At 54.4% G+C, this 14,124-nt stretch carries 10 protein-coding genes; 2 read left to right on the top strand and 8 right to left on the bottom strand.

Features of this window, described 5'->3' with window-relative positions; translation table 11 throughout:
* Nucleotides 1-97 precede the first annotated feature (97 nt).
* The 8 genes from OGY62_RS07200 to OGY62_RS07165 all read right to left on the bottom strand — a co-directional run bounded on the left by OGY62_RS07200 (nucleotide 98) and on the right by OGY62_RS07165 (nucleotide 9,013).
* A complete protein-coding gene (locus OGY62_RS07200; RefSeq protein WP_012133264.1) occupies nucleotides 98-1,405 on the bottom strand; it encodes a dicarboxylate/amino acid:cation symporter in 1,308 nt (435 codons plus the stop codon).
* Between the two features lie 167 nt (nucleotides 1,406-1,572).
* Nucleotides 1,573-1,890: a DUF4387 domain-containing protein gene (locus OGY62_RS07195; RefSeq protein WP_012133262.1), complete on the bottom strand. Its 318-nt coding sequence runs from the start codon at nucleotides 1,888-1,890 to the stop codon at nucleotides 1,573-1,575.
* Entirely contained in the window at nucleotides 1,887-3,257 is a 1,371-nt protein-coding gene (locus OGY62_RS07190) for an acyclic terpene utilization AtuA family protein (RefSeq protein WP_047458076.1), read from the bottom strand. Before OGY62_RS07190 ends, OGY62_RS07195 begins: the two co-directional genes overlap by 4 nt.
* Nucleotides 3,258-3,260: 3 nt before the next feature.
* Complete coding sequence (locus OGY62_RS07185; protein WP_012133260.1) at nucleotides 3,261-4,502, bottom strand: methylaspartate ammonia-lyase; 1,242 nt, start codon at nucleotides 4,500-4,502, stop codon at nucleotides 3,261-3,263.
* Nucleotides 4,502-5,947, bottom strand: coding sequence for a methylaspartate mutase subunit E (locus OGY62_RS07180; protein ID WP_012133259.1), 1,446 nt, complete (start codon nucleotides 5,945-5,947; stop codon nucleotides 4,502-4,504). Before OGY62_RS07180 ends, OGY62_RS07185 begins: the two co-directional genes overlap by 1 nt.
* 18 nt (nucleotides 5,948-5,965) lie before the next feature.
* Nucleotides 5,966-7,354 (bottom strand): methylaspartate mutase accessory protein GlmL, encoded by a 1,389-nt coding sequence (gene glmL / locus OGY62_RS07175; protein WP_012133258.1) that lies wholly within the window; start codon nucleotides 7,352-7,354, stop codon nucleotides 5,966-5,968.
* Nucleotides 7,354-7,803 (bottom strand): methylaspartate mutase subunit S, encoded by a 450-nt coding sequence (gene glmS, locus OGY62_RS07170; RefSeq protein ID WP_047458071.1) that lies wholly within the window; start codon nucleotides 7,801-7,803, stop codon nucleotides 7,354-7,356. Before glmS ends, glmL begins: the two co-directional genes overlap by 1 nt.
* A 490-nt stretch (nucleotides 7,804-8,293) precedes the next feature.
* Nucleotides 8,294-9,013, bottom strand: a complete 720-nt coding sequence (locus tag OGY62_RS07165) for a GntR family transcriptional regulator (RefSeq protein WP_049008346.1) — start codon at nucleotides 9,011-9,013, stop codon at nucleotides 8,294-8,296.
* Nucleotides 9,014-9,190: 177 nt separating this feature from the next.
* On the opposite strand from OGY62_RS07165, the gene mngA reads away from it, so the two are divergent.
* Together mngA and mngB are read left to right on the top strand one after the other, a co-directional pair.
* The gene (mngA, locus tag OGY62_RS07160) at nucleotides 9,191-11,107 is read left to right on the top strand and encodes a PTS 2-O-a-mannosyl-D-glycerate transporter subunit IIABC (protein WP_286459587.1); all 1,917 of its coding nucleotides are present in this window, start codon (nucleotides 9,191-9,193) and stop codon (nucleotides 11,105-11,107) included.
* Between the two features lie 21 nt (nucleotides 11,108-11,128).
* On the top strand, nucleotides 11,129-13,762 hold the full coding sequence (mngB, locus tag OGY62_RS07155; RefSeq protein ID WP_286459426.1) for a mannosylglycerate hydrolase: 2,634 nt from the start codon (nucleotides 11,129-11,131) through the stop codon (nucleotides 13,760-13,762).
* The last annotated feature ends 362 nt before the right edge of the window (nucleotides 13,763-14,124 follow it).

Here is a 14,124-nt window from a genome sequence, read left to right as displayed (position 1 = left end):
ACCTTTAAGTTATTTTTGCCGGACGGCTGTCCGGCCTACAACAATGCGCAAACCGTAGGCCGGATAAGCGTTAGCGCCATCCGGCATCGCTGTGGTATCAGGACATCGCCACTTCTGAGTGTTCGGTTGCCGGGCGCTCCTGTTCCGGGGTTTTGACCGGTGCTTTGCCACGGCAGCCTGCGCCGAAGTGCTCGCCTTCCCAACGACCGACAATCGCCGCACCCATCGCATTACTCATCACGTTGGTGGCAGAACGGCCCATATCGAGGAACGGATCGACGCCCATCAGCAGGATCAGACCGGCTTCTGGAATGTTGAACTGGTTGAGAGTGGCGGCGATAACCACCATTGACGCACGCGGCACGCCTGCCATTCCTTTGGAGGTCAGCATCAGAATCAGCAGCATGGTGATCTGCTCGCCCATGCTCAGTTCAATGTTGCACGCCTGGGCGATAAACACGGTGGCAAACGAGCAGTAGGCCATTGAGCCGACGAGGTTAAAGGAGTAACCGATAGGCAGTACGAAGCTGGCAATCTTGGAAGAGACGCCAAACTTCTCCAGCTTGTCCAGCGTACCGGGGAAAGCCGCTTCCGAGCTGGACGTGGTAAAGGCCAGCAGCGCGGGTTCGAAGATTGCTTTGGTCAGACGACTGATGCACGGCCCGACAATCATTGTTGACAGGCCAATCAGGATCGCCCACAGCATCCCCAGCGTCAGGTAGAACTCGCCCATGAAGATCCCGGCGCTGACCATCACGCCCAGACCGCGTTCAGCAATCAAACCGGAGATGGCGGCAAAGACGGTCAGCGGCGCAAACAGCATCACGTAACCTGTCAGCTTCAGCATGACGTGCACCAGTGAGTCGAGCACTTTAACGATGGCGGCGCCTTTTTCACCAACGGCGGCCAGGCTGCAACCGAGGAAAATGGAGAACACCACAATTTGCAGGATCTCGTTGCGCGCCATCGCATCGATAATGCTGGTGGGCACGGCGTGCGAGATAAAGACTTTCAGCGTGAAGGGTTCAGACTGCACGGCGGCAACCGCGCCTGCATCGTGTGCTACAAAGTTAATGCCTGCGCCTGGCTGGAACATATTGACGATGACCAGACCCAACGCAATAGACAACAATGAGGCGCAAATAAACAGGAAAAAGGTTTTAGAGAATATACGCCCCAGCGTTTTGGCATCGCCCATTTTGGCGATCCCCACCACTAACGTTGAAATAACGAGGGGGGCAATAATCATTTTTACCATGCGCAAAAATATGGTGGTAAAAATAGAGATGTCCTGGGCGTACGATTTTGCTGTTTCAGCCGATGCCATATTATTAATGGCCACCCCGGCAATCATGCCGAGTATCAGGCCTAATATGATCATTTTGGTTAAACTTATTTTTTTCATGTTTGCTCCATCGGATAATGGTTGGAGAATAATGTGTAGGGCAGCGCATACCCGAACGCAGACAACCGCTCAGGTACGCGCTTGTTATGACCAACCGCATGAATAATCAGGAAAACAGTGATACAGCAAAATCCTGTATCCTGATGGCTGTTGTTGTATTGTTATGACTACAAGTCGAAGGTAATACTTAATAGCGGCGCGTGTTGCTGTGCGCCATAAACATCATTGTCACCAACGTTGCCGGAAATAATATCGCGCGGCATGACAATTTTTACCGCATTTGCCGGATCAAACCAGACAATGCGATGAATAAAATCAGGCTCGACGTTATATAAACGGGCAATAAGCTGCGGCGTTAATTGTTCCGATGCTTTTACCCGCTGATAGTCTTCCCGGGTTTTAAACAAAATATCTAAAACCAGTTCGTACGGTCCGGCGTTTTTGGAACGGATCACCTGCGCCAGTGAGCAAATTGAGTGTTTCATGCCTGAACTCCTTCCGGCGTCACCTGTTCGAGGTGGAAATCAAATTGCAGCGCGTCGCTTGCTTCAATCAGGTGATAGATTGAAAACTCATACACTGGCCCGCTTTGAATGTCGGAAGGCGAGAACGGGAAGGCGAGGTTGCCCGCCGTCGCAATCCGGTTTTCATAGCCATAGTGCAGGAGGGTGGAACGCACCAGCGAACAGACGCTGTTGGCGATATCCTGCGTCGGCGCGACCACGTCGAGCAATATGCCCAGTTCGTGCCCGGCGCTCTGCATCGGTTCGTGATTGCCCATCACCCCGTTCTTACCGTACAGGTGGAACGTCATGCGGATGCTGTCATCATTCAGCGAGAGGTTACGCGCCACGCTGGTTTTCACCTCTTCGAGAATGGTGTCAATGCTGGCAATCATGATCGGGTCGCGCGTCCCGGCGATGGTCAGACAGCGGAAGCCCACCTGACGCGCGCCTTCCAGCTTCAGCGCGTACGGCGTCTCTTCGTGACGGGAACCGCTGACGTAGACCTCGCCCTCGTTGACCGCTTTGAAGCTGCACCCTTTCAGATTCAGCACGCCGCCCGGCCCCGGCAGGTAGTACGGATCGGATTTCTCATACAGGGTGTGCGCCGCCGCAGAGGTTTCGGTGAACTTGCGCTTTGGATTGAACGTTTTGAGCGTAAAGCCGTTATCGTCAATGATCCCCATCGCGCAGTCGGAACCGGAACCCGGCGTCGCGGCGATGGCCGCGCACTCAAGGATCTTACCGCAGTGCAGCGCCAGACCTTCATCAAAGCCCTGCATGATCGGCAGCGCCGCGAAGCAGGCCGGATCGTAAGCGCGTCCGCCCAGCACCACCTGCGCACCGGCTTTCAGCGCCCGCTGGAAAGGTTCGATGCCCATTTGCGCGACGATATAGGTGCTTTGGTCGATCGCGTCGTGGGTCAGTTCCGGGACGAAATCCAGCGCGGTGATTTTGCCGTTATCCAGCGCCTGGTGAACGATCGCTTTATCAACATCTGACGGGATAAGCGCCATCGAAAACGACAGCTTCTCTTCCTGAGCAATCTCAAGGATTATCTGGCGACACCACTCCAGATGCGGCGCCGCGCCGGAGCCTCCGGCAGTGCCGATCACCACCGGGATATCGTTTTTTACGCCAGCGGTGATCATATAGCGCAGATCGCGTTTCACTCCCGCCCTGTCGGTAAAGGGTTTCCCTGCCCCCAGGTAGTGGGGGCCAGGATCGGAGGAACCGGCGTCAACGGCGATCAGATCCGGCGACTCCTCCATCGCTTTGCGAAAGCTCTCTTCCGGGAAGCCATAACCCAGAATGGCCGTCGGCGATAAGATCTTAAATGTGCGTGCCATTTCTCAATCCTTTGTCTGCAACAGCGCGATGGTACGGTTCATCTCGTTAAACACGATGTTGAGACCTTCATCGAAGCCCATACCCGGTTTCACCAGCATCCGCATCGGGCGCGCGGCCAGCGCGACATGTACGCAGGTGCGGGCGCTGATCTCGGTTTCGTTACAGGTGCCGCCCTGATAGGCTTCCATCCCGTGTTTGTTGCAATAGAGCACGGCGTCAACGATGTTGTGAATGCCGCCGAGATCCGGGGTTTTGATCTGCACCATGTGGCAACTGCCCGCGTCAGTGAAATCGACGATGTCCTGATAGGTGTTACACCATTCGTCAGCGACAATTTTCACGCCGGAACCGAGGCGGGTCAGCTCTTTGGTGATCGCGGTCAGCAGACGGATCTGATCCGGTTTGTTACCGGCATCCACCGGGCCTTCAATGTACAACGGCAGACCCTGCGCTTCTTTCTCCAGGCTGGCGATGTACTCCGCGCAGCGTACCGGGTCCATATCGAAGATCAGGCCGATGGTGCCGTAGACATCAATATGCAGCGTCGGGTGATAGCGTGGGCTGGTGCGCAGGCTCAGGATGCGATCGGACAGCCAGCGTACATACTCACGCAGTTTCTCGCCCTGAAAGCCCAGTTTCTCTTCCACGTTGTTGATCAGCGCATGCGGCAGCACGTCAACGCCTTTGAGGATCATCTTATCGACGGCGATATAGCGATCGTCGCCGCTCTGACCAAATAACGGAATCGCTTCCGGGACGCACGGCAACTGCCATTCATCGCAAACCACTTCTGCTTTCAGACGACCGGACGCCAGCGCGGTGGCGTCGAGCAGCGCCTGCGACAGGCCGTAACGCACGGCGGTGTGCAGCAGATTGCCGTCAATGCGCAGCTTGTCGAAGAAGCGGGCGTTCGGCAGGAACGCATCGACATCACGACCTTCCAGCAGTGGTTTAATGTGATCGTTCAGGAACGGAATAAAGTGCTCCGCCAGGAACAGCGGGTCACGACCGCCAGCGCCGGAATACTGCACGGCGGCGCAGTCACCGACCGCTACCGCGCCATTTTCCAGAATCAGCTGTACCGAGATGCACTCGCCCGCCTGACGCACAGAGGTAAAGCCGGGCGTGACCGGCGCGCCGGTATAAATGAATCCATCATGACCCGCGCCGTTTTTAATCGCCTGCTGATCGTCGAAATAGAATGAGGAGTAGCCAGCGGTGAAAAGGGCCTGTTTAATTTTCATTATGGTCTTCCTATTAATTGACTGTGGGATACCGCGTTGATGTCATCAACAACCATCTGGAATGAGGGCTTGCGTCCTTCAAAATGGGCGCGCTCAGCGACGTAATCGTGGTGCAGGGCGAGGATATCTTTCGGCAGCGGAACCGCACCGGCTTCAAGGATGCGAATGGCGCCGGAGTTATCGCGAACCGGCAGGATTTTGCCTGCGTTACAGGAGGCCGGGGCGAAAGGTACGTCCAGCACGCCGGCTTCAAAAGCCAGCACCGTGCCGCGCGCCACATCGCCGTTACCCAGCTCAAAGACTTTTTTCAGCACCGCACGGACTTCGCACTTAATCAGTTCGACTTCCTGTTCCACGGCCGCGCACGGCGGGAATTTCTGGTCGCTGACCATATTGAGCATCTGGCGAGAGGCTTTAAGCCCCTGGGCGTTTGCGGCGGCCGTTGGGATACCGAAGGCTTCGTGCGGACTCTTGGTGATCACTTTGGTCGCGCCGGACATACCCGCCACCGCTGCGCCCCAGGAGATAATGGCGAACGCTTTGGATTCATCTTCCGGGAAGCCGCCCATCCACTGGTGGAAGACGGTGCTCAGTTCGTAATCATCAAAGCCGTAGTTCTGGAAATATTCGTGGGACAGTTCGCGCAGTGACTGAATGGCGGCGATATCCTGCGTCAGGCTGCCCACCTGGCCATAGCCGACGGTAATCGACTTCACGCCCTGTTCCAGCGCCAGCAGACCTTCGATGATGGCGACCGCGTGGGACATAAACGGCGGGATCAGCGTGCCGGTCAGCGGGCCGAACGGCTCGCGGTTAATGCGGATGCCGTGTTCTTCATACATTCCCATCAGACGGTCACAGTACTGCCAGTCGCGGATTGATTTTTCCAGCGTGACGCGCTTGGCGTAAGGAATGTTGTAGGAGATGCCGCCGCCTTCATAGCTGGTGAAGCCGCTGGCCATCGCGATTTCCGCCAGCAGTCGCGCATCCGGCGTACCGTGACGAACCTGAATGGGTTTTTCCAGTGCTTCCGTCATCCGGCGGCAGGCAGCAACGCCGTGGTTGACAACCGGCAGGCCGTTCAGCTTAGAGGTGCCTGCTTCGATGGATTTTTGAATACCGATCGCCGCTTCTTCGTAACGGTTCAGACGGGTATAGGCATCGATGGTGCTGGGAAGCAGATCGCACTCTTCCTGCAACGTTTTGAGCAGCGCGATGTGTTCATCCATCAGCGCCACGCCCGCGCGCGGCTGGCTGAGCGTTTTGCCTTCCTGATCGGCTTTTAACAGGGCATGAGAAAAGCGTTTTTTCTCTGGAATGGTTTGCTGATACTTCACGCCATCTTCAAAATTCTCGACGTCCTTGCCGGTATGCCAGGTTTGCAATACCTGATGCCGCTCGGTCATGAATTCGTCATGGGTTAATTTTTTATTTCGGAGTTCCATTCGTAGCTGCCTTAGGTTTTATAGGGTTAAACATTGAATACTGGTGCGAGCGGCGAGCTGCGGGTACAGCCTGGCGACGTTCGCCAGCAGAGGAAGCAAGCCTTTTGAATCGCGGTAATAGTCAAACTGCCCGGGTAAGAGAATGCGTCTGCCGTCATCGTCCAGCTCGCGGTATTTCAACCAGCGATGGATGTCGAACTGACTGGCGCGGGAGAGCCATCCGCCGGAACCGACAACTTTGCGAACGGTGGTGAGGTCGCGCCCCATCTGTAAGTCGACGTTGCCCACGCAGGTGCAGACCTGCTTTTTGGTGCCCGCGTGACGTTCGCTGGCATAACCCACGCACAGTCCTGCCAGCAGGGCGTCGAAGAATTTCTCTTCGTCGCTGCGGGGGAGATAATCGGGGTGGGACACCAGGTGGCGCAGATAGCCGTAGAACGCCTCCTGACGCTCAGGCTGTTGGGCAAACACGACGTTTACCATCTCCTGGGTGCTTTCTCCGACCACAAGGGCAGAGACGCGCATCCCGAGATCGCCTTCAACGGTGCGTTTGACGAACGGTTCCGGCACGCCATGCAGCACGGTATCGGGAGAGAGCATATTGGCGCAGGCGGAGTACACGTCGGTGGTGGCGCCGCCCATATCGATCAGCATGAACTCTTTCCATGCGCTGTCGATGTCGCTGATGGCTTTAACCAGCTCGTAGACGGTCCACGGCGTTGGCATCGGCTCTTCGCCGGTTTCGCCAACAATCACGTCCAGCCCTTTGCCTTTCACGATGCGGGACAGGAACAGATCGCAAATGGCCTGGCGGGCGGCATACGGATTCGGGTGATCGAGGTCGGGCAGAATGTTGTCTACCGTGGTCAGATCTTTGTGCCCCAGAATGGCCTGTACCTCATCCTGAATGTCACGGTTTCCGGCATAAATAATCGCGCAATCCAGATTTGAGTTCGCCAGCGCGCGCGCATTCGCCAGACCGTAGCTTTCTTCGCCGCCATCCGTACCGCCGGTAAACAGCAGGATGTCCGGCGGCGAGTTTTCTAACGCCTGGATGTCATGGCGGTTGAGCTTATACGCGTAATATTGCGCGATCTTCGCCCCCGCTGAGTGGGCAGTAACTTTTGCGGATTCCAGCGTGATAGACGGCACCAGCCCCATAGCGGCGACGGCGAGCCCGCCTTTTGCCGATGAGGAGTATTTCAACTGCACTTCGCCGCTTTTCAGCAACGGACGAGCATCGGCGACATTCAGCACCTGATTCAGACTGGCAAAAAAACCGTCTGCCAGATGGTATGTGGTGGTTGGCGTCAGGACATGGTTCACCAGGGTTAACGCATCCCCCTCCCTGGCGAAGAGGGCGGCTTTGGTCCATGTCGAGCCGATATCGACAGAGACGATTTGCATCAGATGGCCTCTTCAAGGCAGCGCTGTTCAACACCATGACGCCGGTTAATGTCCCCGGCCATTAACCGGCACACATCTTCCAGATCATGACTTGGCGCAAAGACGCGGTTAAAGCCCATCTCTTTAAACTTCGCTTCCACGTCGGCAAAGTCATGTTTACCCACCACCAGATTGCCGCCGACATAGAGCAGAATGTCACCAATACCGCGTTCGATGCAGCGTTCACGTAAACCGAGGCAGTCGATATCGCCGTGGCCGTAAATGGATGACACGACAATCGCATCGGCGCCGGTTTCGATTGCGGCATCAATATATTCATCCTGGCTTACCATGACCCCCAGATTGATTACGCGAAAATCATGGGCAGTAAAAACGCGATCCAAAACTTTATTGCCTACTGCATGGCAGTCAGCACCAATGACGCCAATAACAAGTGTTGATTTTTTCATGAGTAATCCTCTGTAGAGCTGATGAACAAAAGGTAAGAGTCTTCGTTTAATATTGCGCACTCAGGTTTCTGCAACCTTTTAATAGTCATGGAGTGTCTGTGCAGGCGGGAAGGGATGCAATTGATCTATTTTCAAAATATCTTTCTTAAAACTAATGTTCTTAATTAATCATTGGAAGGGTGTTTGTTATCAATGAGTTATTATTGATTGTCCAGCTCTGGTTAATTTAATTGGAACAGGGGGTTAATAAATAATATGCTGTGTTTGTGATCGCGGTCTTATTTATTTTTGCAAACGGTTATTGAGAGATAAATATAATACAAAGGCAAAACTGTGAGTTAAATAACGGAACGGAAATGGATGTTTCTATAGGAACACGGTTCATTGTTAATGAAAGGATAAATATGATAATAATTTGTTCTTTCTTGCCGGGCGGATTATTTGTGAGCCCGGTAGCATATTGTCACAATACCGTGAACAGAAAACATGATCAGCGCTGTTTTCTGCGCGCGATCAACGTAAATTTATAATCATCGGTATTAAACGCATTACGGCTATATTCAAATACCTGACCGTCTTTTAGAAATCCGCGAGAGACCTTTTCCAGAATCGGTTTATTTGCGCTGATCGCCAGCGTGCGGCTCATTTCTTCGGTTGGCATGATTGGGATCAGCTCCTGCTCGCTGCGATCAATGACCATCTGCTTCACCTCTTCAATAAAGTGATACTTGGAATTTTCCATCACCTGCCAGGTCAGGTCGGGAAAGAGCGCCAGCGGCATCCATGTCTCTTCGAGGGCGACGGGTTTTTGCTTAATGTAACGCACGCGTTTTACGTGCCAGACCCGGTTGTTCTCCGCCAGTTGTAACTGGTTGCGCAGAAAGTCGTCCGCCGGGATCACTTCAAAAACCAAAACGTCACTGTGGGTGTCAACATGGCGATCGGCGAGTTTTTCGTAAAAGCTGGTTAACTGGTAAATGTCGTAATTGACCCGCTCTTCTTTCACATAGGTCCCGCTGCCCTGAATGCTTTCGATGATCTGCTGTTCGGTCAGTTGCTTGAGCGCCTGACGTACCGTGACCCGGCTCACGCCAAACGCATGCTGCAATGCCTGCTCGGTGGGTAACGCGTCGCCTGCTTTCAGTTCGCCACGTTCAATCTGCTCGCGGATTCGGTCGGCAATCTGTCGGTATAACGGTTTTTGGCTCATCTTTTTACTTTTGTATGAATGAATTAATACGACTTCGTTGATTATGCCCGATCAATAGCTCTTGTAAACAATACAAATTAAATACAAATTATTTTGCGTAAGTGAAAATGATCACATAAATGTATTGTTTCATCTGGCACAATTTCTGAAACATACAATGACAGTGTGAGGACTATGATGAACCTGACGACGTTAACCCACCGCGATGCGTTATGCCTGAACGCCCGGTTTGGCAGTCGTGAAGAGGCTATTCACGCGTTAACCCAGCGGCTCGTGCAACTGGGGAAAATTTCAGATTCCGATGCTTACCTTGAAGAAGTCTTTTTGCGTGAAAGCCAGGGGCCAACGGCGTTGGGAGAAGGGCTGGCGGTGCCGCATGGTAAAACGTCGGCGGTTAAAGAAGCGGCATTTGCCGTGGCCACCCTGCGCGAACCCATGATGTGGGAAGGGGTTGACGGGCCGGAAGCGGTGACGCTGATTTTTCTGCTCGCCATTCCGCCAGGCGAAGCGGGAAGCACCCATATGCAGTTGCTGACCGCACTCACCACGCGACTGGCGGATGATGACACCCGCGCAAGGATTCTGGCAGCGACCACGGCGGATGAGCTACTGTCGGCGCTGGACGACCAATATCAGGAAAGCGCTTTTCAGCCCTTACGGGATGCGCCGACCATCGTTTGCGTAACGGCGTGCCCGGCAGGGATTGCGCACACCTATATGGCGGCGGAGTATCTGGAAAAAGCGGGACGCAAACTGGGCGTGAACGTGTATGTGGAAAAGCAGGGCGCTAACGGAATTGAAGGCCGTCTTACCGCTCAGCAGCTCAACGCGGCAAAAGCCTGCATTTTCGCCGCAGAGGTGGCGATAAAAGAGAGTGAGCGCTTTGCGGGCATTCCTGCGCTGTCGGTGCCCGTCGCCGAACCTATCCGCCACGCCGAAGCATTGATCCAACAAGCGCTGGCGCTGGAGCCCGCGCAGGGCGATCGCGCGGTTTACCAGGAAACGACAGCGCCTAAGCGTCTGAAAACGGAGTTAAAACAGGCGCTGTTGAGCGGCATCTCGTTCGCCGTGCCGCTGATTGTCGCCGGGGGAACCGTACTGGCCGTGTCGGTGCTGCTGGCGCAAATGCTCGGCTTGCAGCATCTCTTCGATCAGGAGAACTCCTGGCTGTGGATGTACCGCAAGCTGGGCGGCGGGATGCTCGGCATCCTGATGGTGCCGGTGCTCGCCGCCTATACCGCCTATTCGCTGGCGGATAAACCCGCGCTGGCTCCCGGATTCGCCGCCGGCCTTGCCGCCAATATGATTGGCTCCGGCTTTCTCGGCGCGATCGCGGGTGGCTTGATCGCCGGATATCTGATGCGCTGGGTGAAAAACCATCTTCGCCTGAGCAGCAAATTCAACGGCTTCCTGACCTTCTATCTGTATCCGGTCATCGGCACCTTAGGCGCGGGCAGCCTGATGCTGTTTGTGGTGGGCGAGCCCGTTGCGTGGATCAACAACGCGCTGACCGCCTGGCTTAATGGGCTGAGCGGCGCCAATGCGCTGCTGCTTGGCGCGATTCTCGGCTTTATGTGTTCTTTCGATTTGGGCGGGCCGGTCAATAAAGCGTCTTACGCGTTCTGCCTTGGGGCGATGGCGAACGGCGTCTACGGCCCGTATGCCATTTTCGCCTCGGTCAAAATGGTGTCCGCCTTCACCGTAACGGCATCAACGATGCTGGCGCCGAGGCTGTTCAAAGAGTTTGAGATCGAAACAGGAAAGTCGACCTGGCTACTGGGGCTGGCGGGCATTACGGAAGGGGCAATCCCGATGGCGATTGAAGATCCGCTGCGGGTTATCGGTTCTTTTGTTCTGGGGTCAATGGTGACGGGCGCGATTGTCGGCGCGATGAACATTGGTCTTTCGACGCCGGGCGCAGGCATTTTCTCACTCTTTCTTTTGCATGACGCCGGATACGGCGGTTTCGTCGCCGCCGCAGGCTGGTTTGGCGCAGCGTTAGTGGGGACAGCGATATCGACCACCATCCTGCTGTTCTGGCGTCGTCATGCGGTAAAGCAGGGCAAGTATCTGACTAACAATGTGTTGCCATAAACGAACTAACAGGAAACGAAGATGAAAGCAGTATCTCGCGTTCACATTACGCCGCACATGCACTGGGATCGTGAATGGTATTTCACCACGGAAGCGTCACGTATTTTGCTAGTCAACAATATGGAGGAGATCCTGACCCGCCTGGAGCAGGATGCAGAGTATAAATACTATGTCCTTGACGGGCAGACGGCGGTGCTGGAGGACTATTTCGCCGTCAAAGCGGAAAATAAAGCGCGGGTAAGAAAACTGGTGCAGGCCGGAAAACTGATCATCGGCCCGTGGTATACCCAAACGGATACCACGCTGGTATCCGGGGAGTCGATCGTGCGTAATCTGATGTACGGTATGCGCGACTGCCTGGCGTTTGGCGAACCGATGAAAATTGGCTATCTGCCAGATTCGTTCGGCATGTCGGGGCAGCTTCCGCATATCTATAACGGTTTCGGTATTACCCGCGCCATGTTCTGGCGTGGTTGTTCGGAACGCCACGGCACCGATAAAACCGAATTTTTATGGCAAAGCGCGGATGGCAGTGAAGTGACGGCGCAGGTGCTGCCGCTGGGCTACGCGATTGGTAAGTACTTACCGGAGGACGAGGCCGGGCTGCGTAAACGTCTTGACAGCTACTTCGATGTGCTGGAGCGCGCGTCGCTGACCAAAGAAATTTTGCTGCCGAATGGCCACGATCAGATGCCGTTGCAGCAAAATATCTTTGCGGTGATGGATAAACTGCGCGAAATCTACCCGCAGCGTAAGTTTGTGATGAGCCGCTTTGAAGAGGTGTTTGAACACATAGAAGCCCGCCGCGAGCAGCTTGCCACGCTGAAAGGCGAGTTTATTGATGGCAAATATATGCGCGTTCATCGCACCATTGGTTCGACGCGGATGGACATCAAAATCGCCCATGCGCGCATCGAGAACAAAATCGTCAACATTCTTGAGCCGCTGGCGACGCTGGCCTGGACGCTGGGGTTTGAGTATCACCACGGCCTGCTGGAGAAAATGTGGAAAGAGATTCTGAAGAATCACGCCCACGACAGCATCGGCTGCTGTTGCAGTGACAAAGTACACCGCGAAATTGCGTCCCGTTTCGAGCTGGCTGAGGATATGGCCGACAACCTGATCTGTTTTTATCAGCGCAAAATTGCCGACAACATGCCGCAGAGCGATGCCGACAAACTGGTGCTGTTTAACCTGATGCCGTGGCCGCGTGAAGAGGTAATTAACACCACGGTACGCCTGCGCGCCAGCCAGTTCTCTCTGCGGGATGATCGGGGCAACACCATTCCTTATTGCATTCGCCAGGCCCGGGAGATCGATCCCGGTTTAATTGACCGCCAGATTGTGCATTACGGTAACTACGAGCCGTTTATGGAATTTGATATCCAGATCCAGCAGATTATCCCTTCAATGGGCTATCGCACGCTTTATATCGAACCGAACGCAGCGGGCAATGTGGTGAGCCCGACGGTTTCATCAGACGCGCTGCTGGAGAACGCGTTCTGGCAGATTACGGCGAATGATGACGGTACGCTGAACCTGCGCGATAAAGACAGCGGCGTGCGTTATCAACGCATACTGGCGCTGGAAGAGGGGTCAGACGATGGCGATGAGTACGATTACTCCCCCGCCAGAGAAGAGTGGCTGCTTACTTCGACGACGGCAAAACCGGAATATGAAGTGATTCATGACGCGTGGCAGAGCAGGGTTGTCATTCGCTATACCCTGGCGGTTCCGGCGAATCTTGCCGAACGCAGCGCGCGGCAGCGCAACGGAACGTTAGGCGTGGAGATCGCCGTCACCCTGAGCCATAACAGCAGACGCATTGATGTTGAGGTGGCGCTGGATAATCAGGCTGACGATCACCGCGTGCGGGTGTTAATCCCCACGCCGTTCACGACGGATGTTGTGCTGGCGGACACCCAGTTTGGCGCAGTGACGCGTCCGGTACAGGACAGCGCGATGGAAAACTGGCAGGAAGAGGGGTGGAAAGAGGCGCCGGTTCCGGTCTGGAATATGCTGAACTATGCGGCGCTTCAGGAAGAGAGAAATGGCCTTGCGCTTTTCACGGAGGGATTACGTGAATTTGAAGTTATCGGCGAAGGGAAGAAAACGTTCGCCTTAACGCTCCTGCGTGGGGTGGGGCTGCTGGGGAAAGAGGATCTACTGCTGCGGCCAGGGCGGCCTTCCGGCATCAAAATGGCGGTGCCGGATTCACAAATGCGCGGAATGCTGCGCAGTCGGTTTAGCCTGTTCAGCTATAGCGGAATGCCTTTTAGCGCCGGTGTCGCGCAACAGGCGAAGGCGTGGCTGACGCCTGTTCAGTGCTATAACAAAATTCCCTGGGATGCGATGAAACTCAACAAGGCCGATGTTTGCGTACCGGAACATTACAGCCTGTTAACGATGTCGCCGGTGGGCTGCCTGTTAAGCGCGCTGAAAAAAGCAGAGGATCGCGATGATGTCATCCTGCGCCTGTACAATCCGTCCGAAACAACCTCATGTGATGCCACCGTTGCCTTCGGCAGAGCCGTTAGCGCATGTACAGAGACCATGATGGATGAACAGACGTGCCCTGCGAAAGGAGAGGGCACAAGTGGGGCTGGCCTCTTTCTGCCGGGGCAGTCCCGAACGTTTAGCTACACGCTTGCCTGAATCTCAGACAAACAGATTAAAGCCACGCTTAGCGTGGCTTTATTGTTAACGGAATAATAACAATCCGGTGTTAATTTCAATGGGGTTAAAAGTAAAATATTTGTGATTATTTTCATGGCAAATTGACCCTGTGGAAAATTACGCTGAAGCGTCTACGCTAAATAGTTGCAGACGGCAAAAGAATGTCGTCGATGATAACGTTAAATGAAATGCTGTTTTTTTATATATACCTTTCTATTAGATAACCGCCAACACCCTCAGAGATACATATGCGCAACATTGTTTTCACTGTGTTTACGCATTGTATACACCGTTAACGAATTTTGGTGTTTTTGATTTAAATCAATGTTTAATGCTTGGAA

It is taken from the genome of Citrobacter sp. CK198, from assembly GCF_030333295.1.
GTDB classification, from domain to species: domain Bacteria; phylum Pseudomonadota; class Gammaproteobacteria; order Enterobacterales; family Enterobacteriaceae; genus Citrobacter_B; species Citrobacter_B koseri.
Note: the sequence above shows the minus strand (reverse complement) of the source record. Positions and strands in the feature narration are given on the sequence as shown.

What these genes read in the sequence shown, in the direction of transcription:
- OGY62_RS07200 (WP_012133264.1), bottom strand. Translation starts at nt 1,405, where the DNA reads ATGAAAAAAATAAGTTTAACCAAAATGATCATATTAGGCCTGATACTC.
- OGY62_RS07195 (WP_012133262.1), bottom strand. Translation starts at nt 1,890, where the DNA reads ATGAAACACTCAATTTGCTCACTGGCGCAGGTGATCCGTTCCAAAAAC.
- OGY62_RS07190 (WP_047458076.1), bottom strand. Translation starts at nt 3,257, where the DNA reads ATGGCACGCACATTTAAGATCTTATCGCCGACGGCCATTCTGGGTTAT.
- OGY62_RS07185 (WP_012133260.1), bottom strand. Translation starts at nt 4,502, where the DNA reads ATGAAAATTAAACAGGCCCTTTTCACCGCTGGCTACTCCTCATTCTAT.
- OGY62_RS07180 (WP_012133259.1), bottom strand. Translation starts at nt 5,947, where the DNA reads ATGGAACTCCGAAATAAAAAATTAACCCATGACGAATTCATGACCGAG.
- glmL (WP_012133258.1), bottom strand. Translation starts at nt 7,354, where the DNA reads ATGCAAATCGTCTCTGTCGATATCGGCTCGACATGGACCAAAGCCGCC.
- glmS (WP_047458071.1), bottom strand. Translation starts at nt 7,803, where the DNA reads ATGAAAAAATCAACACTTGTTATTGGCGTCATTGGTGCTGACTGCCAT.
- OGY62_RS07165 (WP_049008346.1), bottom strand. Translation starts at nt 9,013, where the DNA reads ATGAGCCAAAAACCGTTATACCGACAGATTGCCGACCGAATCCGCGAG.
- mngA (WP_286459587.1), top strand. Translation starts at nt 9,191, where the DNA reads ATGAACCTGACGACGTTAACCCACCGCGATGCGTTATGCCTGAACGCC.
- mngB (WP_286459426.1), top strand. Translation starts at nt 11,129, where the DNA reads ATGAAAGCAGTATCTCGCGTTCACATTACGCCGCACATGCACTGGGAT.